Source organism: Pseudidiomarina woesei (assembly GCF_001418345.1).
Taxonomy (GTDB): Bacteria; Pseudomonadota; Gammaproteobacteria; order Enterobacterales; family Alteromonadaceae; genus Pseudidiomarina; species Pseudidiomarina woesei.
Genome location: NZ_LIPW01000004.1, coordinates 162,391 through 183,210 on the forward strand (window position 1 = coordinate 162,391; position 20,820 = coordinate 183,210).

Below are 20,820 nucleotides of genomic sequence, written 5' to 3' on the forward strand. Positions count from 1 at the left end.
TTACACCTCGTTTTGTTCGAGTATGCGTCGCACTAATTGCTCAAAACTTAAGCCCACTGCTTTCGCTGCCATTGGCACTAAGCTTTTTGTGGTCATGCCTGGAACCATATTGGCTTCAAGCAATTTAAAGTTCCCGTCTTGGTCGCACATCACATCAATGCGGCCCCAGCCACGACCGCCGAGCGCGCGAAATGCGGTTACCGCTAACTGCTCTAGCGCGCGTTCTTCAAGTTCACACAAGCCAGCGGGACAATGGTATTGCGTATCACCCGCTTGGTATTTAGCATCATAGTCATAAAATTCATGGGTCGACTGCACCCGAATAGCTGGCAATGCTTGGTCGCCCAAAATTGAGACCGTATACTCTGGCCCACTTAGCCAGCTTTCTACCAAGGCTTCGTTGTCATAGCGGTGTGCTAAAGCCACTGCTTGTTGCAATTCTTCGGCACTGTTCGCTGGGCTCATACCAATACTGCTGCCCTCTTGCGCCGGCTTCACCATTACCTTGCCACCTAGCTCGTCTATCAAGCTTTCCCAATCTACGGCTTTGTTTCGCGTGATCACTGCGCTTGCCGCAACCGGTAAACCGGCCGCTTGCCACACTTGTTTGGTGCGTACTTTATCCATGGCTAGCGCGCACCCTAACACGCCACTACCTGTGTATGGAATGCCCAAATACTGCAACGCACCTTGTATACTACCGTCTTCCCCGCCGCGCCCATGTAATACAATAAATGCGCGTTCAAATTGTTCGTTTATGAGTGCTGTTAACGGCTGCTCTGCTGGGTCAAACGCGTGGGCGTCAATGCCCTGTTGTTGCAACGCTGTGAGCACGGCTTGCCCAGAGCGCAACGATACTTCGCGCTCTGCTGAATGGCCACCACACAAAACGGCTACCTTGCCGAACGAATTGCCCTGACTCATGAGCTTTGTTCTCCTTCGAGTGATTTGGCTTTTTCTCGTAATGCCGTTGGTGCTAATTCTGTCGCCACTAGGTCACGTGCAATAGTGGTAATATTACCGGCCCCCTGCGCCAGCATAAGGTCATTAGGGCGAAGAGCGTCAGCGAGCACGGTGTATAACTCGCTGCGATCTCCCACATATATAGGCTCAATTTTTCCGCGCAAACGAATTGCCCGCGCTAGAGCGCGACTGTCGGCGCCTGTTACCGGCGCTTCGCCAGCGCTGTACACGTCAAGTAGCAGCAACACATCAACTTCACTAAGCACGGCGGCAAAGTCATCAAACAAGTCACGCGTGCGCGAGTAGCGATGTGGCTGAAAAGCCATGACAATGCGCCGTTCAGGCCACCCTGCGCGTGCCGCTGCAATGGTGGCAGCCACTTCTGAAGGATGGTGACCATAATCATCGACCAGCAAAACGTCACCTTGTTTACCATCATGCTCACGAGCAAAAACACCCAAGTGCTCAAAGCGACGGCCAATACCACCAAATTGTTCAAGTGCCGCAAAAATAGCGTCGTCGTTTAAGCTTTCGTCACTGGCCACCGCAATGGCCGCTAATGCATTGAGCACGTTATGTTTACCCGGCAAATTAACGGTAACCTCGCGCGGCTTATGCCCATTTCGGTAAACGGTGAAGGTACTTTTGCCCCCCTGCTGACGGTAATTATCAGCGCGCACGTCGGCATCTTCATGAAATCCGTAAGTGACCACTTGGCGACCTACCCGCGGAATTAAGTCACGCACGACAGGGTCATCAACACACATTACGGCCAAACCGTAAAACGGCAGGTTGTGTAAAAATTCTAAATAGGTATCCAGTAGCTTATTAAAGTCGCCTTCATAGGTGTCCATGTGGTCGGCTTCAATGTTCGTCACCACCGAAACCATTGGCTGCAAATGCAAGAATGACGCATCAGATTCATCGGCTTCGGCAATCAAGTATTTACTGGTACCTAAACGAGCATTTGCACCGGCACCTTTTAAGAGGCCACCAATAACAAAGGTTGGGTCACGTTCGTCGGCTGCAAATAAACTCGCAATTAAACTGGTGGTGGTGGTTTTGCCATGCGTACCGGCAATAGCAATGCCGTAACGAAAACGCATGAGTTCAGCAAGCATTTCTGCCCGGCGCACAATCGGAACATTTTGTTCTTTCGCGGCAATGACTTCCGGATTATCAGCTTTAATGGCAGACGACACGACCATGACATTGGCATCTTTGATATTGGCCGCATGGTGGCCTATAAACACGGTTGCGCCAAGTTCGCGCAAGCGCGATGTATTGGCGCTTTCTGCCATATCTGAGCCGCTAATAGCATAACCTTGGTTCAACAATACTTCGGCAATACCCGCCATGCCCGCGCCACCTATTCCCAAAAAGTGAATATGTGACACGCGACGCATAAGCGGCGGGTTACCTTGGAAGTATTGATGACGACTCATTTCACTCATGATTTACTGCCTACCTTTAACTGTTCTGGGTTCGCCCAGCGCTCGCATTGGTTCACCACGGCTTCCGTTGCCGCTGGGTACGCGGCATGTTTAGCATTTTGCCGCATGGTTGTGCGCAACTCCGTGTCACTAAGAAGCTCGTTGAGTAATGTCACCAACGGAGTTATTTGGACTAATTCGCTTTGTGGTAACAAGCGGGCCGCCTCGGCATGAACTAATTCACCGGCATTGGCGGTTTGGTGATCATCAACTGCGTGCGGCAATGGCACAAAAATGGCCGGCGTGCCTACCACAGCTAGCTCCGCCACGGTTAACGCGCCAGCTCGACAAATAACCACATCGGCGTTGCTGTATGCGCTGTGCATATCGGTTATAAACTCATCTACCTGTACTTGTACCGGCGTATTCTGATAAGCGGCTTGTACTGCCGTTACACGGCCCTGTCCACATTGGTGCTGCACGGTTAATTGCTGCAGTATAGGTTCGGGCAACTGCGCCACGGCAGCGGGTACCGCTTCATTTAATGCTTGCGCCCCTAGGCTACCGCCAACAATTAGCACGCGTAAGCCCTCGTGTGATTGCTCGGGTACGGGTTGCAGCCAAGCTGCACGCAACGGGTTACCGGTAACTTCCGCCTGTGGCAATTGCTCTTTAGCTGCAGTAAAGCCGACCATGACATGATCAGCGAAGCGTGCAAGTAACTTATTGGTCATGCCTGCCACCGCATTTTGCTCGTGCACCAATAATGGCACACCGAGCGAGCGCGCGGCTAAACCTGCCGGCCCGCACACATAGCCACCAAAAGACAACAGCAATTGTGATTGATGTTGTTTCAGCAACTTACGGCACTGTAAAAATGCTTTGAATAAGCGCCACGGCATTGTAAGTTTGCGCAGCAAACCATGGCCACGCACGCCTTGCATGGCTATTTGCTCTAATTTAAATCCAGCTTGCGGTACTACTCGGCTTTCTAGGCGTTGCTCGGTGGTTCCCAGCCATACCACTTGCCAACCGTAACTACGTAACTGTTCGGCAACAGCAAGAGCTGGAAAAACGTGGCCTCCGGTACCTGCAGCGGCAATCATAATACGGTTCATGCTGCACCCCCGGCTTTAGCAAGTGAGCGCGTGCTAGCACGCCGACGTGGCGTTACTTTTACTTGGCTTACCCGCACTTCGTAATCCAGGCGCAATAAAATGCCCACGGCAATACAACTAATCAGTAAACTGGTACCGCCGTAACTAATCAAAGGTAGTGTTAGGCCCTTGGTGGGCAGCAAACCAATAGCTGCACCAATGTTCACCATGGCCTGGAATGCAAACCATATACCAATGCCGTAGGCTGCAAAACCACCATACTGATGGCCGGCAACCAAGGCCTTGCGACCAAGCTGCATAGTACGCAGCACTAGCATAAACGACAGTACCAACACCAAGATAATGCCAAAGAAGCCGAGCTCTTCGCCAACAACGGCCATGATGAAGTCGGTATGCGCCTCAGGCAAATATTGTAATTTTTGTATGCTATTACCAAGACCTTGGCCAAACCAGTCACCACGGCCAAATGCCATCAGCGACTGTGTCAGTTGATAACCGCTACCAAACGGGTCTTGCCAGGGGTCCATAAACGATAAGATGCGGCGCATACGATACTGTTCTTTGACAATGAGCAGCACCATACCGCTTACCAATACCATCATGACCGCAAAGAACTGCCAAATTCTGGCGCCTGCCAAAAACAACATGCCAATGACAATACAGGTCATTACGACTAATGAGCCAAAGTCGGGCTGCGATAGCAACAGTACCGCGAATAAGAACAACACCACCATCGGTTTCAAGAAACCGCGCATGTTGTCTTGCACTTCATCCACGCGACGGGTGAGGTAACTCGACATATAAATTACAAAGAATAACTTGGCGACCTCGGCAACCTGCAATGTCAGCGGGCCGAATTTTATCCAACGTTTTGCGCCGTTTACTTCATGACCAATCACTAACACCATGGCTAACATACCAAGTGAAATCAGCAACAGCACACCACTGCCGTTATGCCACCAGCTAATTGGTATTTGCATCACGGTAAACAGCAAACTAAGCCCTAACAACACGTACAAGCCATGTCGCAGTACAAAGTGAAACGGGTTGCCGGTTAAACGCTCTGCAGCTGGGAACGACGCTGAGCTAACCATAATTAATCCAATCGCAATGAGTGTTAGGGTTAACCAAATAAGCACACGGTCATAAAGCAGGTTGCTGTCGGCCGCCCACCAGTCACGACAACGCTGCCACAACGTCGGCTGAGCAAAATCAGGGGCTGCCTGAATGCCCAGCTCGAGCTGCTGCTCGTTGTTATGTGAAGTGCGCGCTTTATGCGCTTTTGCGACCATGTTATGTGCCTTAGTTACTTTTCGTTGTTGCCGTTAATTGCATTACCAGGCGACGGAATTCGTCGCCACGATGCTCATAATTTTTAAACATGTCTAAACTGGCGCACGCTGGTGATAACAACACCATGCTGTTGGCATCGGCCAGTTCGGCGGCCGTTGTCACGGCCTGCTCCAGAGTTGTCACACGTACTGCGTGTTGTACTTGATTAGCAATACGCTCTGCGTCTTTGCCAAACACAATCACCACGTCCACCTGCTGTAACGCAGCACGGAAGTGACTAAAATCAGCGCCTTTGCCATCGCCGCCAGCAATAAGTATTAGCTTTCCCGACACCAGCGGCCGCAGGCCGAAAATAGCAGCTTCGGCGGCACCTATATTGGTGGCTTTGGAGTCATTCACCCACTGCACTTTATTGACTTCGCCAAGCGGTTCGCAACGATGCGGCAAGCCTTTAAATTGTTTTAAAGCGCCAATAACATCCGGCGGATTTACCCCAACGCTATACACCAATGCCAATGCTGCTTGCACATTGAGCAGGTTGTGGGTTCCGGTAATTTTTAATTCGCTGGCTCGTACCAATGGCTCGCCGGAAAACTCAATCACGATATCGCCATCTATTTGACGCAGGCCAAACATATCTGGACCACGCTCTTCGCTTGGGTTAAGGCCAAAGGTCACATGGGCGTTCAGTGGTATCAGCGCCGGCGCGGTCATCTCTTGTTCACGGTTCCACACAGCAACATCAGTGCGGTTATAAATTCGATGTTTCGCATTTGAGTAATCACGTAAATCGTTGTAACGGTCCATGTGATCATCGCTAATGTTTAGCAGGGTTGCGCCGCGAAGGTGCAAGTCATGCATAAGCTCTAACTGAAAACTAGAAAGCTCTAACACAAACACATCGGCAGGTTGGCCAACTAAGTCCAACACTGGCACGCCGATATTGCCGCCCATGGCGACTTTTTTACCCGCCGCAGTTAATAAATCAGCCACCAAGCGGGTCACCGTAGATTTGCCGTTGGAGCCGGTAATACCAAGCACTGGTTTATTGGCATGGCGGGCGAATAAGTCCATGTCGCCGACCACGGGTATGGCTGCGTCTATGGCGAGCTGCAAGGCCGGCAAACGCAAGTCAACGCCAGGGCTAACAACGAGTAGATCAAGGCCAAGTACGTGCTCAATTTCGAGTGGCCCCGTATGAACTTCCATGTCGGCGTGAAGTTGCTCAAGCTCAGCTAAGCCGGGCGGCTGTTGGCGAGTATCAAACACCACCGGTACAATGTCGCGCTGCAGCAAATAGCGCACGCACGAGAGCCCGGTCTGTCCTAAACCGACAACGCCTATCGTTTCGTAACTATCTAATGCAGCTAATTTCATTGGCTTATCTCAATTTCAAGGTTGCTAAACCGATGAGCACAAACACCAAGCTCAAAATCCAAAAACGAACGATCACCCGTGGCTCTGGCCACCCTTTGAGCTCATAGTGATGGTGAATAGGTGCCATGCGAAACACCCGTTTACCGCGCAATTTGTACGAACCCACCTGCAACATGACGCTCAGAGTTTCCATAACAAACACACCGCCCATAATAAACAGCACCAGTTCTTGGCGTACCATCACCGCAATAATTCCAAGTGCAGCGCCTAGCGTGAGCGAACCCACGTCGCCCATAAACACCATGGCTGGGTAAGTGTTGAACCATAAAAAACCTAAGCCGGCCCCAAAAATGGCGGTACAGACAATCAGTAGCTCGCCTGATAATGGCAAAAATGGAATATTGAGGTAGCTGGCAAAGTTGGCGTTACCCGAGGCATATGCAAACACCCCTAAAGCACCGGCGACCATAATGGTTGGCACAATGGCTAAGCCGTCCAGCCCGTCGGTTAAGTTAACAGCGTTACTGGTGCCAACCACCACAAAATAAGCCAGCACAATGTACATCAGACCAAGTTGTGGCATGACGTCTTTAAAGAATGGCACCAACAGTTGTGTTTCTGCACCCACAGTAGCGTGCGCGTACAAATAAACTGCAGCAACAGTGGCAATAAGTGACTGCCAAAAGTATTTCCAGCGGGCCGGCAAGCCACGCGAGTTTTTTTGCACCACTTTGCGGTAGTCATCAACAAAGCCAACCGCACCAAAACCCAGCACAACGCCAAGCACAACTTGCACGTAATGATTGGTTAAATCAGCCCACAACAAGGTAGAAAGCACAATAGACGCAATAATAAGCACACCCCCCATGGTAGGTGTGCCGGACTTGCTCAAGTGCGACTGCGGGCCGTCATCACGCACCGCTTGGCCAATTTGTAGGCGTTTCAGGTATTTAATTAAAGCTGGTCCCATCCACAGCGAAACCAGCAATGCCGTAAGGACACTTAATATGGCGCGCATGGTTAAGTACGAGATAACGTTAAACGCACTCGCAAATTGGGTTAAATATTCAGCTAACCACACTAACATGCGTGCTTTCCTTCTGTTTGTTGTTGTAATGCTTCAATAACACGCTCCATGCGAGCACTGCGTGAGCCCTTCACCAAAATAGTGACAAGTTGCCTGCTGCTGTGGTCGCTAATAACTTGTCGCACCGCCGTTAGTAAATTTTCCAAACTCGAAAAATGGCGGCCGCCTTGCCCATTAAAGGCTTCACTGGCACTTTGACTAAGCACGCCAAGGGTAAATAAATTATCAATGCCGGCTTGCAACGCGTGCTGGCCAACCTCGGCATGATACTCACGTGCTTCACTGCCCAATTCACCCATATCACCGAGCACCAGTAAACGGTAACCTGGATACACGGCTAGCATATTAATTGCAGCCTTCACCGAGCCCACGTTCGCGTTATAGCTGTCGTCAATCAGTTGAAGATTGTCGTTGATAGAAATGACGTTTAAGCGTCCTGCCACCGGCGTTAAGCTTGCCAAAGCTTGTTGGCAGTCTTCGAGCGCACACCCTACCGCAATCGCAGCGCGAATAGCTACGAGCGCGTTGTCAACATTGTGTAAACCCGGCAGGCTAAGCACCACATGCCCTTGCTGCGCCATTTCGCCGGTAAGCTCAACATCAAATTCAGCACAACCATGAGCATTCAATTGAATATTGCGTGCACGCACTGTTGGCTGTGCTTGGTCGCCCTGTTCAGTGTCATTTTCACTAACAACCTGGCCAAATGTTTCATGCTTCAAGTGCGCCAATTGTTGCGCCCAACCTTGCGCAAACTCTGAATGAAACGGGGTCATGGCGAGGCCATTCGGACCTAAGCCACGAAATATTTCCGATTTAGCTTGGTACACGCCATACACACTACCGAAGCCTTCCACATGCGCCGGCGCGACGTTATTGATAATGGCAACATCGGGCAGGGTTAAACCCGTGGTATAAGCAATTTCACCAATATGGTTGGCACCTAATTCAATCACCGCATACTCATGCTGTGGCTCTAGGCGCAATAACGTGAGCGGCACGCCAATGTCATTATTAAAATTACCGGCGGTGGCCAACACCTTACCGCGGCGACTTAAAATAGCTGCGAGCATTTCTTTGACGGTGGTTTTGCCGCTGCTGCCAGTAATGGCTATGGTTTTTGGCGCGACATATGCTTTTACTGCAGCGCCTAACAACCCTAGTGCGTAACGAGTGTCTTTCACCACAATATATGGCGCACCTTGTGCTTCTTCAGCACTTAATTCGCGCTCGACAACACACGCACTGGCGCCGTCTTTAATTGCCTGCGCAATAAAGTCATGGGCATCAAAATTTGGCCCTTTTAAAGCAATAAACAAACATTCTTTAGGTAATTTACGGGTGTCGGTACTTACGCTGTCTAAGGTACGGTTAGCACCGACCAAACGGCCATTGACGGCAGCAGCAATCCACGCCAAATCAATACGTATCATATTGGCGCCTCCTCAGATGAAGTCGTCGGATTCGCGATAATTTTTGCCACCAGTTTGCGCTCGTCGTAGTCGTACCGTTGTTGGCCGATAACTTGATAGTCTTCATGGCCTTTGCCGGCAAGTACCACAATGTCCTGCGGTTTCGCTTGCGCAATCACTTGGCGCACTGCGTTTTCGCGACCCATAATTACCTGCACGCGCTGACGGCTTGGCATACCGGCTAAAATATCTTGCACAATTTGTTCTGGCACTTCGGTTCGCGGGTTATCGTCGGTAACCACCACTTGATCTGCTAACTCGGCTGCTACGGCCCCCATTTGTGGACGTTTGCCGCGGTCACGATCACCACCACAACCAAACACACACCATAACTGGCCATGACAATGCCGGCGTAAAGCGGTTAGCACCTGCTGCAGTGCATCCGGCGTGTGTGCGTAGTCAACAATAACTAATGGCTGTTGCGGGCCGGTAAATGCTTCCATGCGGCCTGGTACCGCATGCAAATTGGCACATGCTGCAGCGGCTGCCGCTGGGTCATGCCCTAAGCTAATCACCGCTGCTAACGCGGCCAATAAATTGTAAACATTAAACCCACCTAACAATGGCGAATGCACTGCGTGAGTGCTCACGGTTTCGCTATCAACACGCACATTTAACGTAAATTCAGTGCCATCTTGTGCATAGCGCACCTCGGCAGCCCACAAACTGCGCGCCGCGTTTTGCGGCGTTAGGCTGTAGCGCCAGCTTTCGGTGCGGTCGGGCAACCAGGCTGCAACCGCAGCGTCATCAACATTAAGAATGCTGTGCTGGGTATCAAGCTCGGTAAACAATCGACGTTTGGCACCCGCATAATTGGCCATAGTGCCGTGATAATCCAAATGGTCACGACTAATATTAGTCGCCACCCCAACAGCAAAGTGCACTTGTTCAACACGGCGCTGAACTAAGGCGTGCGACGACACTTCCATGGCTACTGCTTGGGCACCTTCGCTGGCTAACACGTGCAACCGATGCTGCACCGCAATTGCATCTGGCGTGGTATGACTTTCAGGTAATAACTGGCCCGGAAAACCGCTGCCCGTAGTACCAATTACGCCGCAGCGAACGCCCAACTGCTCCAGCAACTGCGCTGTTAAATAAGTGACCGAGGTTTTGCCATTGGTGCCGGTAACGCCTATTACCTGCAGGCGCTGTGAAGGCTCATGAAAAAAGCGCCCAGCAATGGCCGATAGCTGATTTTTTAATTGTGGAACTTCAATAACCCAAGCGCTACCGCGCTGCTCCATACCCACGGCTTCAGAGTCAGCAAGCACAACACTGGCCCCAGCACTAATAGCGGCATCAATAAAGTTGCGGCCATCACTTTGGTAGCCAGGCACAGCCACAAACACATCATGTGGCGCAACCTGGCGACTATCGAGTTTAATACCGCCCACTTTTATTGCCGGCAGCGGCAATGGATACTCTGGAAGTAACGTAAACAACTCAATCATGGTTCCCTCCAAAGCCAGCTGCTTTTAATTCGGTGTCGGCCAGATTGTCTGGCGGAACATTCATGACGCGAAGCGCGTCACCCACAATTTCAGCAAATACTGGGGCTGACACTTCGCTACCGTAATATTCATCGCCGCTAGGCTCGTTAATGGTCACCACCACTGCAATCCGTGGGTCGCTCACTGGCGCAATGCCGGCAAACAGCGTGACATATTCATCGCCATAGCCACCGGCAACTGCTTTGCGTGACGTACCTGTTTTACCTGCTACGCGGTACCCACGAACTTGTGCACGGCTACCTGATCCGTTCGCCACCACGCTTTCTAACATTGCTAAGACGGCCCGAGCCGTTTGCGGCGAAATAACTTGTTCACCCTCAGGAGCTGCTTCGCGCCGTTGAATACTCAACGGCCGGCGCACACCTTCGGCACCTATAATGGCGTACATTTGCGCCAACTGCAGGGTTGTGGCTGACATGCCATAGCCGTACGACAGTGTTGCTATTTCAAAATCTGACCAGCGCTGCCGATTCTGCAGCACCCCAAAACTCTCACCCAACATGGCTACCCCTGTGTCGTTCCCAAAACCTACCGCGGCATAAGTATCCAACATGTTGTTGATACCTGTGTCTAACGCGATTTTGGCAGTGCCAACGTTGCTAGAGTTCTCTAAAATTTGTGTAATAGTGAGTTGACCACGATTACGTGGGTCACTAACCCGACGTCCACCTAAGCGCAACCAGCCTGGGCTGGTATCAATAACGTCATTTGGTTTAATGGTTCCAGCTTCTAAGCCGGCAATAACTGCCAACGGCTTAACCGTTGAGCCCGGTTCATAGGCATCGGTAATAGCGCGGTTACGCAGTCGGTGTGGCTGCAAGGTGTTGCGATTATTTGGGTTGTAGGACGGGCTGTTGACCATCGCCAGCACCTCGCCGGTTTTCACATCGACAATCACCGCCGAGCCTGAAGTGGCTTGGTGATAGCGCACGGCCTTTTTGACTTCAGCGTAGGCCAGTGATTGCAGACGTTGATCAATACTCAGCGTTAGTTGTTGTGGTTGTTGCGCTTCGGTGACACGAATTTCTTCAACAACCCGTCCTGCTGCGTCCTTACGGTAAACACGCTCACCCGGAATACCGGTGAGAACTTGATTATAAATAGCTTCTAACCCTTCAATACCGAGACCATCAATGTCGGTAAAGCCCACTACATGAGCAGCAACTTCACCGGCTGGATAAAAACGTCGTGACTCGGTTTTTAAATACACACCCGGAATTTCTAGCTGCCGTACAAACTCCGCCACACCTGGGGTAACTTTGCGCTCTAGGTAAACAAACCGGCGCATTGGGTCAGCTACTTTATCGAGTAATTCATTGACGTCGGTACGAAATACCTCGGCCAGCGCGAGCCAACGTTCACGATTTTCTAAACCATTGCCCTCGTGCACTCGCTTAGGGTCGGCCCATACAGTTTGTACTGGCACACTAACCGCTAATTCGCGGCCATTGCGGTCAAGAATGCTTCCACGTTGAACCGTGGTTGCGTCAGCCCGCAATGAACGACGGTCGCCTTCGTAAATTAAGCGCTCGGGCTCAATCAATTGAATATATGCGGCACGCGCCACCAAACTACCAAACACGCCAAGCACCACTAGCATGGCAAAATAAAACCGGCCTTTGCTTAAGTGTGGTTGCGCCTTTTTCACGGCGCGGCGGTTGGTCTTTGGTGTCATTGCCATGGCACGAGCACCTCTTGTTCAGCCTCAGCGCGCACCATATTTAGGCGTTCTTCAGCAATGCGTGCCACGCGGCTATGTTCGGTAAGCGTGTTTTGCTCAATTTGTAAATGACGCCATTCAATATCCAAATCGTCACGAGCGGAAAGCAGCTCGTCACGCTCACTGGTTAGTAAGCGATGACCGTGCGACACGTAAATAACCGACATAGCCGTTGCGATGACCGCCAAAAACAGCAAAACCAGCATCAGATGCTGGCGAAAATCATCAAACAAAACAGATACTAACGAAGGTACGCGGCTAGCTTTCATAATCTAACCTCGCAGCGATTCGTAGCACCGAACTGCGGGCGCGGGGGTTGAGTTTGGTTTCGGCGGCCGAAGGCTTAATGGCTTTACCTATTAACTTCAGGGTTTGGCCGCGATCAAAATCCGCATCGCGAATGGGCAGCCCAGCTGGTATATCTCGGCCCTTCGCTTGAGCGCGCATAAAGCGCTTCACCATGCGGTCTTCTAAGCTGTGAAAACTAATCACCGCTAACCGGCCGTCGGGTTTTAAACCACTTACGGCAGCGGTTAGCGCTGTTTCAATTTCATCCAGTTCACCGTTAATGTGAATTCGAATACCTTGAAAGCTGCGAGTAGCAGGGTGCTTGTGCTTGTCTTTAAATGGCACCGCTTTATCAATAAGGGTCGCCAGCTCGCGGGTGGTTTGTAGTGGCTGCTCATCGCGTTGCTGCACAATGGCCTGAGCAATGCGCCATGCAAAACGTTCTTCACCGTACTCACGCAGTACAAAGGCAATTTCGTCGGCGCTAGCGGTATTCAAAAAGTCGGCTGCAGTGGGGCCACAGCTGGTGTCCATGCGCATATCAAGTGGGCCTTCGCGCATGAAACTAAAACCACGGTCGGCGTCATCGAGTTGTGGGGACGAAACGCCAAGGTCAAATAAAATACCGTCAAGTTTGCCACGCAAATGCTGCGCTTCAAGCACCTCATCAAGTCGTGAGAACGGAGTGTGGATAATGGTAAAGCGTGGGTCATCGCGCAAGGCTTCAGCGGCTGCAATCGCGGTGGGGTCGCGATCGAGTGCGTATAATTTACCTTGAGCGTTTAATTGGGCCAGAATTGCGCGCGAGTGCCCCCCTCTACCGAAGGTTGCATCTAAATAAATTCCGTCTGGTTTGATCGCAAGAGCCTCGATGGACTCTTGTAACAACACCGAGACGTGTTGCGCTGCTTCTGTTGTCATTATAATGAGAAGTCTTGTAGTCGATCACTAAGGGCCAAGTCGTCTTGTTGCTCGGCAGCCATATCAGCTGCGATTTGTTCTTGCCATGCCGCTTCTGACCAAAGTTCAAACTTGTTGAGCTGACCAATAATCATGATCTTTTTGCTCAAATCCGCATGTTGACGCAACGTTGGCGCAATCAAAATACGGCCATTTTTGTCCATCTGGCAGTCTTCGGCGTGACCCAACAACAGGCGTTGAAGACGACGCTCTGCGGGGTTCATGCTTGATAAGGTGGTGAGCTTCTGTTCAATCAATTGCCACTGCGGCAACGGATACAGCAATAAACAGGGTTGCTTAATGTCAATGGTGCAGACCATTTGCCCGTCACAATCCAAAAGCAGACTCTTGCGATACTTTGCTGGTATCGCCAGTCGGCCTTTATCATCTAGACTGAGTGCTGCTGCGCCACGAAACATTGTTTTGATCCACTATTACCCACAAATCCCCACAATGTGACAGTCTAGGTGTCGATCTTTCTATCTGTCAAGGAAAAATCATGCCTTTGCGACATGCGACAGCTATTGACGGAAAGGATGATGTAAAGGATGATGCGAAGAGTATGTCATCTAGCATATAATTCTAATAACAAGCTTAATCATATAAATGAAGCAGATAGATGTTGTGAGTTTTCCAGATAAGTTCGGTAAGCAGTCTGAACGCTGGCGATTATTGCGCTACTTAGTGGTCGTTCTTTTTATTGCGTCAGCATTGCTGTATGCGGTGTACTTAGTGGTGGATAGCGAACGGCAACAACAACTCGAAGTTGAAAAGCGTCGCGCTAGTGAACACATGAGCGCCATGCGCGGCCAAATTGAACAACGTCTGCAATCCAACATGCTCGCCTTGCGCGCTCTGCGCCCTGAAATTCTCTGGCAAGATACCCCTGACCGCGTACGCTTACAGCACATTATGGACGAGTTCCTGTCGTCTGACCTCGACATTATGCACGTGGCATTAGCACCCGACTTAATTGTTAAGTTCGTCTACCCAGTTGAAGGCAATCAGTCGATGATTGGTTTCAATTACCGCCTAGACACCGACCAGTACGCGGGAATTTTGCGCTCAATAGCGGTTAAAGACGTGGTATTAACCGGGCCGTTACAGTTATTACAAGGTCGCGAAGCCTTAGTGGCACGTATGCCGATATTTCGTAATGACCGAACCTTATGGGGCGTTGCTTCATTAGTTATTGATCATGTGCACATGCTTGAAGGTGTACAATTCTATCAACACCCCAACTACAATTTTGCCTTGCGCCAAGCGGTTAACGATATCAACCCTGACTCAGTCGCATTTGCCGGTGAAAACGACGTATTCAAGCCCGACGCTTTAATTACTGAAATAAAATTTCCGCGTGGCCGCTGGGAGCTCGCAGCTTACCCGCGCGACGGGCAATGGGTGGCCACCAACGCAGACTTTTGGTTGCACTGGGCCATTGGTATTGGTTTAACCGCGGTTATTCTGTCCGCATTCTTAATGCTGATATTTACCCAACACAGGTTACGCGGCGCTATTTCAACCATTGCGTACCAAGCACGCTACGATGGCTTAACCGACTTGCCGAACCGTAACTTCTTTTCTGAGCAGCTTGGTGCAGATATTCGCCACGCGTTGCGCAACGAACAGAAATTTGCACTGTTGGTACTCGACCTTGACCACTTGCGCGAAATTAACGATGTGCTCGGTCATGAGGTTGGCGATGCTCTATTGCAACGTGTTGCTGAACGTATTCGAACTAGTATTCGCGAAGATGATTTGCTTGCACGTATTGGCGGCGACGAATTTGCCATTGTGCTGCGCGACTTAAACGACCCAAGCGAAGCCGAAATTCGTGCCAAAGCCATTATGAATGACTTGTTGCACACGCTAGATATAGAACACAACCACATTAATATGACCGCGAGCACCGGTATTTCTATGTTCCCGCACGACGGTCAAGAAGTGCAGCAGCTATTAAAACACGCCGAGTTAGCCATGTATGCCGCCAAGCAACAGGGTGCAATGAGCGTGCACTTTTTTGATGAGCAGTTGCGCCAAAGTACAGAGCGCGACATTAATTTGCACCATCAAATTATTAAAGGCATTGAAGCTGAACAGTTTGAAGTGCACTACCAGCCGGTTATTGAAACCGAAACTGGCCTACTCACTCGTTGTGAAGCGTTAATTCGTTGGACCCACCCAGAGCGGGGGGCTATTTCACCTGCTGAGTTTATTCCGATTGCTGAAAAAACTGGAGCCATTATTGGTTTAGGAGACTTTGTGCTACGCCAAGTGGTACGCGATTGGAAAAAAATGAACAGTGCCGGGTTAGACCTGTCGATAGCATTAAACCGCTCGCCGCGTGAATTTAACGACCGCCAAGCCGCGTCACATTGGTTGAATGTTATCGCCGCAGCTGACGTACCACCAAACCGACTTATGTTCGAAATTACCGAGTCGATGCTGATGCGCAACAAAGAGCGCCAGTTTGCCAACTTACGTAAACTGCGTGACGCTGGAATTACCCTAGCGATAGACGACTTTGGTACCGGCTACTCAAGCTTAAACTACTTGCGCTCGTACCCAATTGATGTGATTAAAATTGACCGTAGCTTCTTGCATAACGTGCCGCATCAGGGCCAACAAAAAGCCTTGGTTGAGGTGCTGATACGCATTGCCCACACACTAAACATGAAAGTTGTGGCAGAAGGTGTGGAACATGAACAGCAAGTAGAATTCTTGCAGCAACAGAAGTGTCACTTCCAGCAAGGCTTCCATTACGGCCGTGCCATGCCATTGAACGAGTTTATTCGCTTCACGCAGCAGTTTAACCGCAACGTTATGGAACAAGCGGGTATTGATGATAAAGTTTCGGGAGCCAGCCGGTAAGCCGGGTTCTGTCGTGGACAATCATTCGTCTAGCCGCTAAATCACTCTAGCGTTCAAGCAGTCTACCCGGGTTCAACGCGGGCCGCGCCAATGAACCCCTATTTGACCTTGCTCCGGGTGGAGTTTACCGTGCCACGAACTGTTACCAGCCGCGCGGTGCGCTCTTACCGCACCCTTTCACCCTTACCTGTGCCTGCCTAAGCAGGCCATCGGCGGTTTGCTCTCTGTTGCACTGGTCGTCGGCTTACGCCGCCCAGACGTTATCTGGCACCCTGCCCTATGGAGCCCGGACTTTCCTCCCCCTATGCACGCATAGGCAGCGATTGTCTGGCTGACTCCCGAGCGCGCATTCTACTGGTTATCTTGCGCAAGTGCTAGTTGATACAGTGTGTTTTTGCGAGCGCCGTGAATTTCAGCAGCCAGTGCTGCAGCTTTTTTGAGGGGGAGCTCTTTACGCAGCAAGTTTAACGTTTTCATTGCGGCGGGATTTACGTCGGCCTCGGCCGCCGCTTCGGCTCCGCTAATCATTAGTACCATTTCGCCACGTTGTTGGTTACTGTCGACTAACACTTGCTGCTGCACCTCGGCAATAGTGCCCGACAAGTAGGTTTCAAACTGTTTGGTTAACTCTCGCGCCATGACCATAGTACGCTCACCGCCAAACTCTGTGGCTAAATCAGCTAGGGTATCAACGATGCGGTGCGGTGACTCATAAAACACCAAGGTGCGTGTTTCATTCACTAATGCTTGTAAGGCTTTGCGGCGTTGTTGTGGTTTAGCTGGCAAAAAACCCTCAAAACAAAAACGATCGGTGGGTAGACCGGCGCCCGAAAGTGCCGTCACAAACGCACAAGCACCCGGCAATGCCGTAACTGTTATACCTGCCGCACGACATTGCTGAACCAAAACATAACCGGGATCACTAATCAGCGGCGTACCTGCGTCACTAATTAAGGCGATATTGTCACCTCGTTGCAGGCGCTCAATAACTTGTGGAGCTTTCTGCCGCTCGTTATGTTCATGCAACGCAAACAGTTCTTGCTTTATGCCCAAATGCTGCATTAGTTGTCCGCTATGACGAGTATCTTCTGCAGCGATAGCCTGACAATGCCGTAAAACATTTAACGCTCGCTCAGTCATGTCACCTAAATTACCAATAGGTGTCGGCACAATATACAAGGTACCAGTTTGTGCAGCAGACGTGTGTAAATCAGACGAAGAACTCATGTTAACCCCTTGTAAGAACCTGACAGCTTCGTTGTGATGCCTTGCCTGACGGTTTATAGTATGTTCCTAGAGTATGAACTGGATGGAACAAAAATGACGGTTGCTATTGTGCCAAAGAAGTTATTGCTATGCATGGTTATTCTTGCGTTGAGTGCTTGTAGTAGTGCACCGCAAAAACCAACATCAATGCCAACTAAACCAAGTCAAGAGTACACTGAAGTGCCTCTGCAGCAGCAAGAGCGCACTGCCAATCAATGGCTTGCCGTAGCACAAACGGTGGAAGGCGCAGAGCAAGTTGATGCGCTATTACAAGCGGCGGCTACCCTGCAACGCGATGAGCAGTGGCAAAAAAGTGCTGTGGTGGTGGGGCAAATTCAACGTCATTTTTCGAGTTCGCAACTCACGGAATCTCAGCAGCAATTAGTCGCGCTACTAGAAGCACGCTTTGCTGCACATGAAGCGCGTTGGCCCTATGTAGAGCGCCTTTTGCAGCCGTTGTTAACGCCGCGTTTAACAGCAGACTTTCCACAGCAGACTTTAGAATTGGCCTTGCAAGCAGCTCGTGCCCAGCAACACTGGCAGCAAGCAGCTCACTTTCAATTACAGCTGGTGAACATACGCCCAACAGAAAACAGTAGTGAAACTGCACAAGCGGTTTGGAACACCCTTAAATATGTCGACCAGCCTAGCGATGTGGTGTTACCACCAGCGTCGCAACGCTCTCGTGAGGTAGCTGGCTGGGCTGCTTTGATGCACACCTTGCATGAAATAAATCGTCAACCTGAAGCTTTACTCACTTTGGCAAATAGTTGGCTGGAGCAATTTAACGAACATCCAGGTCAATTTGTGATTGATCAGCTCATTAACCTAACCTCCACACCCCGTAACAACATCTTGGTGTTATTGCCTTTATCCGGCCAGTACCAGACTCAAGGGAAAGCCGTGCGCGACGGAATGGTTATGGCTTTGGCACGCCAACCTCAAGTTAAGGCAACCTTTGTCGACACAAATCAGTTTGATTTTGGCAGTTTGCCTGAGCTATTACAGCAGCATCAAGCTAACCTGTTACTTGGGCCGTTGCTGAAACCAAATGTTGCAGCGGTTGATGCCTCATTGCTGCCGGAAGACATGCCGTGGTTGACGCTTAACGAACAAGAGCAAACATTGCACACAATGCACGCATTGCAACATTATTTTGCCTTAGACAGTGAAACCGAAATTCGTCAAGCCGCCGCGCACATGGCGGCGCAAGGGCACCGTCACCCGGTTGTGTTTGCGCCAGATACAACGCGTGGACGCCAACAAGCTGAAGTATTTGCGCAAGCTTGGCAACAACAATTCGCCGATGACATGCCGCTAGAATCAGGCAGCTATAGCACCACCGATGAAATGAAAAGCGCCGTGCAGCAGCAATTAGGGGTAAGCCAAAGTGATGCGCGCATTTATCAAGTTAAAATTGCTGCTGGCAAGATTATTGTTGACGCAGAAGCGCGCAGTCGCGCTGACTTAGACTCGGTGTACTTGGTTGGTGGCATAGAACAAACTCGCCTGCTTAAACCCTTTATTGACGTAAACATTTCAGCCTTTCGCAAAGCGCTTCCAGTGTATGCTAATTCTGGCAGTCACACTTTAAGGAACAGCTTGAGTGAGAATGATCTCGACAACGTTCGATTCACTGAAGCGCCGTGGCTACTGCCGAATCATACGCAACAGCAAATGCTTAAAGATATGCTGCAGCTGAGAAGCGCTTGGGGCTACAACGATGCGCGCTTAGCTGCCTTCGGTCATGACGCCGTAATACTGAGTCAGCGTTTACCTTTGTTGCAGCTAATGCCAGGTATTTCAGCGGAAGGGCTTACTGGTAAACTACACGTTGAAGCACAACGCATAATTCGAGAGCTTCAATGGGCACGTTTCGATGAGCATGAGGTGGTCGCTCGATAGCACTATTATTAAACAATCCGAAAAATTAAGGACACGGAATGTCTCGAAAAGATATGGGCGACCACGGCGAGCAAGTTGCGCGCGCGATATTGGAGCAAAACGGCTTACAATTTATCATGAGCAACTATAGTTGCGACATGGGCGAAATTGATCTCATTATGCGCGACGGTGACTGTTGGGTATTCATTGAGGTAAAGTGTCGCAGCAACGAGCGTTTCGCTACCGTTGTGGAACAGATCACTCCTGCTCAGTGTCAGAGAATTAGGCGCTGTGCGCAATTATTCCTTTTACAACAAGACTTAAATGAGCATGTTACTCGCATGCGCTTTGATGTTGTTGCTATTGTCATTGATCATGATCAAGCACAATGGCTACAAGATGCATTTTAATGAGGCTTTATGCAAGACCCAATAAAAACGTTATTTGCTGAATGCATTCAAACCCAGATAGCTGCAGCTGATTTGCTGCAAGAGCCGTTAGAACGCGCTGCAGACTTGCTCGTTGAGTCGCTTCTGCATGGGCGTAAAGTCTATTGCTGTGGCGAAAATCTAGCCCATGCCACCTCGCGTCACTTTGCGCATATTATGCTGACAGGTTTAAGCTTTGAGCGGCCGCCGTTTCCTGTCACCTCGTTACATGCCGATTATGGTGCACTGCAGCATGAGCGTATGTTTGCGCAGCAAATTCAAGCGGTGGGTCAAGCTAGTGACGTACTCATGGTATTTAACGCGAGTACGCGAGCGCCACGCGTCAGCGCGGCAATGGAAGCAGCCTTAAGCCGCCAAATGTTAATTATTGCCATAACTCAAGAAGCAGATAACGACATTAGTGGACTACTTGGCCCCGATGATGTAGAAATTCGCATACCAACAACAAACACGGCCCGTGCAAGCGAACATTTATTGCAAATTTCGAACATGCTGTGCGCCGTAGCAGAACATCGTATTTTCCCACAGGAGAGTAACTCGTGAAAAAAACTAGGTTGTTGTCAATTAGTGCGCTAGCTTTGGCTTCAAGTTTAGCGCTATCAGGCTGTACAGCGTTGGTAGTTGGTGCCACCGCGGTCGGCATATCAGCGGCTACAGATACCCGCAGTGTGGGCACACAACTAGACGATCAAACCATTGAAGTACGTGTAATTACTGCCTTGCAAACCGACGACCGATTTGATGAGTCACGTATTCAAGTGGTTTCATTTAATCGTTCGGTATTATTACTAGGTCAAGTTGGCAACAGCTCGCTGCGAGATTTAGCGAGCCATGTGGTGCGTAATACTAAGGGCGTGGATCGTGTACACAATGAACTCAAAGTTGCGCCGGTTATTTCATTCGGACAAATTAGTAAAGACACTTATATAACAAGTAAAATTAAAGCTAAGTTCGTTGCTGACGACGTGATTAAAGCTTCTGATATAAAAGTTGTCACCGAAGGTGGCGAAGTTGCGTTAATGGGAATAGTCAGTCGCGATGTGGCTCAGCAGGCCATTGAAATTGCACGTAACATAAATGGTGTGACACGTGTTATTGATGCGTTCGATGCAAAATAACTTAAAC

The 20,820-nt window shown here is 50.2% G+C and carries 17 protein-coding genes, 1 other RNA gene and 1 pseudogene; 5 read left to right on the plus strand and 14 right to left on the minus strand.

The window, feature by feature from the left end; translation table 11 throughout:
- The 12 genes from ASC40_RS08040 to mraZ are packed head-to-tail and all read right to left on the minus strand — an operon-like array spanning nt 1 to nt 13,644.
- Entirely contained in the window at nt 1-924 is a 924-nt protein-coding gene (locus ASC40_RS08040; protein WP_055439288.1) for a D-alanine--D-alanine ligase, read from the minus strand.
- Nucleotides 921-2,417: a UDP-N-acetylmuramate--L-alanine ligase gene (murC, locus tag ASC40_RS08045; protein ID WP_055439289.1), complete on the minus strand. Its 1,497-nt coding sequence runs from the start codon at nt 2,415-2,417 to the stop codon at nt 921-923. The genes ASC40_RS08040 and murC overlap by 4 nt, the downstream gene beginning before the upstream one ends.
- A complete protein-coding gene (gene murG / locus ASC40_RS08050; protein ID WP_055439290.1) occupies nt 2,414-3,514 on the minus strand; it encodes an undecaprenyldiphospho-muramoylpentapeptide beta-N-acetylglucosaminyltransferase in 1,101 nt (366 codons plus the stop codon). Before murG ends, murC begins: the two co-directional genes overlap by 4 nt.
- A complete protein-coding gene (gene ftsW, locus ASC40_RS08055) occupies nt 3,511-4,806 on the minus strand; it encodes a cell division protein FtsW (RefSeq protein ID WP_055439291.1) in 1,296 nt (431 codons plus the stop codon). Before ftsW ends, murG begins: the two co-directional genes overlap by 4 nt.
- Before the next feature lie 10 nt (nt 4,807-4,816).
- Entirely contained in the window at nt 4,817-6,184 is a 1,368-nt protein-coding gene (gene murD, locus ASC40_RS08060; protein WP_055439292.1) for a UDP-N-acetylmuramoyl-L-alanine--D-glutamate ligase, read from the minus strand.
- Nucleotides 6,185-6,188: 4 nt separating this feature from the next.
- Entirely contained in the window at nt 6,189-7,271 is a 1,083-nt protein-coding gene (mraY, locus tag ASC40_RS08065; protein ID WP_055439293.1) for a phospho-N-acetylmuramoyl-pentapeptide-transferase, read from the minus strand.
- On the minus strand, nt 7,265-8,704 hold the full coding sequence (locus ASC40_RS08070) for a UDP-N-acetylmuramoyl-tripeptide--D-alanyl-D-alanine ligase (RefSeq protein WP_055439294.1): 1,440 nt from the start codon (nt 8,702-8,704) through the stop codon (nt 7,265-7,267). Before ASC40_RS08070 ends, mraY begins: the two co-directional genes overlap by 7 nt.
- Nucleotides 8,701-10,197, minus strand: a complete 1,497-nt coding sequence (gene murE / locus ASC40_RS08075; RefSeq protein WP_055439295.1) for a UDP-N-acetylmuramoyl-L-alanyl-D-glutamate--2,6-diaminopimelate ligase — start codon at nt 10,195-10,197, stop codon at nt 8,701-8,703. Before murE ends, ASC40_RS08070 begins: the two co-directional genes overlap by 4 nt.
- A complete protein-coding gene (locus ASC40_RS08080; protein WP_425415071.1) occupies nt 10,190-11,932 on the minus strand; it encodes a peptidoglycan D,D-transpeptidase FtsI family protein in 1,743 nt (580 codons plus the stop codon). The genes murE and ASC40_RS08080 overlap by 8 nt, the downstream gene beginning before the upstream one ends.
- A complete protein-coding gene (gene ftsL / locus ASC40_RS08085) occupies nt 11,929-12,246 on the minus strand; it encodes a cell division protein FtsL (RefSeq protein WP_055439297.1) in 318 nt (105 codons plus the stop codon). Before ftsL ends, ASC40_RS08080 begins: the two co-directional genes overlap by 4 nt.
- Nucleotides 12,236-13,186, minus strand: a complete 951-nt coding sequence (gene rsmH, locus ASC40_RS08090) for a 16S rRNA (cytosine(1402)-N(4))-methyltransferase RsmH (RefSeq protein WP_055439298.1) — start codon at nt 13,184-13,186, stop codon at nt 12,236-12,238. The genes ftsL and rsmH overlap by 11 nt, the downstream gene beginning before the upstream one ends.
- Nucleotides 13,186-13,644, minus strand: a complete 459-nt coding sequence (gene mraZ / locus ASC40_RS08095; RefSeq protein WP_055439299.1) for a division/cell wall cluster transcriptional repressor MraZ — start codon at nt 13,642-13,644, stop codon at nt 13,186-13,188. Before mraZ ends, rsmH begins: the two co-directional genes overlap by 1 nt.
- A 526-nt stretch (nt 13,645-14,170) precedes the next feature.
- On the opposite strand from mraZ, the pseudogene ASC40_RS12105 reads away from it, so the two are divergent.
- A pseudogene (locus tag ASC40_RS12105) lies at nt 14,171-15,982 on the plus strand (putative bifunctional diguanylate cyclase/phosphodiesterase); the annotation flags it as partial.
- A 95-nt stretch (nt 15,983-16,077) separates the two neighbouring features.
- Here the strand turns inward: ASC40_RS12105 and rnpB are convergent.
- Nucleotides 16,078-16,435, minus strand: an RNA gene (gene rnpB / locus ASC40_RS08470) — RNase P RNA component class A.
- Nucleotides 16,436-16,447: 12 nt separating this feature from the next.
- On the minus strand, nt 16,448-17,323 hold the full coding sequence (gene rsmI, locus ASC40_RS08105) for a 16S rRNA (cytidine(1402)-2'-O)-methyltransferase (protein WP_055439301.1): 876 nt from the start codon (nt 17,321-17,323) through the stop codon (nt 16,448-16,450).
- 93 nt (nt 17,324-17,416) lie between these two features.
- Between rsmI and ASC40_RS08110 the strand changes: the two genes are divergently transcribed.
- From ASC40_RS08110 to dolP, 4 genes are read left to right on the plus strand one after another with little or no spacing between them, the layout of a single operon-like run.
- Nucleotides 17,417-19,267: a penicillin-binding protein activator gene (locus ASC40_RS08110; protein ID WP_055439302.1), complete on the plus strand. Its 1,851-nt coding sequence runs from the start codon at nt 17,417-17,419 to the stop codon at nt 19,265-19,267.
- A 38-nt stretch (nt 19,268-19,305) separates the two neighbouring features.
- The gene (locus ASC40_RS08115; protein ID WP_055439303.1) at nt 19,306-19,656 is read left to right on the plus strand and encodes a YraN family protein; all 351 of its coding nucleotides are present in this window, start codon (nt 19,306-19,308) and stop codon (nt 19,654-19,656) included.
- A gap of 9 nt (nt 19,657-19,665) precedes the next feature.
- Nucleotides 19,666-20,238 (plus strand): SIS domain-containing protein, encoded by a 573-nt coding sequence (locus ASC40_RS08120; protein WP_055439304.1) that lies wholly within the window; start codon nt 19,666-19,668, stop codon nt 20,236-20,238.
- Entirely contained in the window at nt 20,235-20,813 is a 579-nt protein-coding gene (gene dolP / locus ASC40_RS08125) for a division/outer membrane stress-associated lipid-binding lipoprotein (RefSeq protein ID WP_055439305.1), read from the plus strand. Before ASC40_RS08120 ends, dolP begins: the two co-directional genes overlap by 4 nt.
- The last annotated feature ends 7 nt before the right edge of the window (nt 20,814-20,820 follow it).